2 pseudogenes are annotated in these 1,222 nt (G+C 55.2%); both read left to right on the top strand.

Annotation, left to right across the window (positions count from 1 at the left end):
* Positions 1-659: pseudogene (locus tag A5N85_RS15895) on the top strand (hypothetical protein); the annotation flags it as partial.
* A gap of 65 nt (positions 660-724) precedes the next feature.
* A pseudogene (locus tag A5N85_RS13800) lies at positions 725-1,222 on the top strand (hypothetical protein); the annotation flags it as partial.

Below are 1,222 nucleotides of genomic sequence, written 5' to 3' on the forward strand. Positions count from 1 at the left end.
TAGTAGTGAGCACCCCAGATGGTGAACAAACCATTCCTGTGACCCAAGAGATGATTGATGCAGGTAAAACAGAAGTGAGCTTCACGCCGAAAGCAGACGGTGAAAATAATGAAGTAACTGCTTATGTCAAAGACCCTGCGGGCAACGAAAGTGCGAAAGGCAAAGACGCCTCGACCAGCCAAACAGGTAACAGCACAGCTGCAGTAACAGGCGTAGAACTTGGTGGTTCGGCGGATGATGGCTACCTAAATGCCAAAGAAGTGGGTGGTCAAGATAGCGTCAGCGTACCGGTCACTATTGGCCTGAACGGCGATGTCAAAGAAGGCGACACCGTGACCATTGATGTTAACGGCACCCTCAGCACGCACACCGTGACCGCAGACGAAGCCAACGCGCACAGCATCACAGCCAGCGTAGACATCCCGAGCAGCCAAGACGGCACGGTCGTTGTCAAAGCGAGCGTGACTGCGACGGCTACCGGTAACACGCCGGCGGCCAACAGCGCGCAAGACGACGTGATTGTCGATACCGGCGTGCCGGGAGACGTCAACGGCGACAAAACCCCGAATGGCGCAGACAACGACAGCACCACCCAAGACGGTGCGCCGAAAGTCAGCATCAAAGACGGCGGAGATAATGCACTCAACCAACTGACCTAGACAGCGGTAAAGCCACAGCAGAGATCAGCATTCCAGCCAACACCAAAGCCGGCGACAGCTTAGTAGTGAGCACCCCAGATGGTGAACAAACCATTCCTGTGACCCAAGAGATGATTGATGCAGGTAAAACAGAAGTGAGCTTCACGCCGAAAGCAGACGGTGAAAATAATGAAGTAACTGCTTATGTCAAAGACCCTGCGGGCAACGAAAGTGCGAAAGGCAAAGACGCCTCGACCAGCCAAACAGGTAACAGCACAGCTGCAGTAACAGGCGTAGAACTTGGTGGTTCGGCGGATGATGGCTACCTAAATGCTAAAGAAGTGGGTGGTCAAGATAGCGTCAGCGTACCGGTCACTATTGGCCTGAACGGCGATGTCAAAGAAGGCGACACCGTGACCATTGATGTTAACGGCACCCTCAGCACGCACACCGTGACCGCAGACGAAGCCAACGCGCACAGCATCACAGCCAGCGTAGACATCCCGAGCAGCCAAGACGGCACGGTCGTTGTCAAAGCGAGCGTGACTGCGACGGCTACCGGTAACACGCCGGCGGCCAACGAG

Origin of the sequence: Suttonella ornithocola (assembly GCF_001889065.1) — a bacterium.
GTDB classification, from domain to species: Bacteria; Pseudomonadota; Gammaproteobacteria; order Cardiobacteriales; family Cardiobacteriaceae; genus Suttonella_A; species Suttonella_A ornithocola.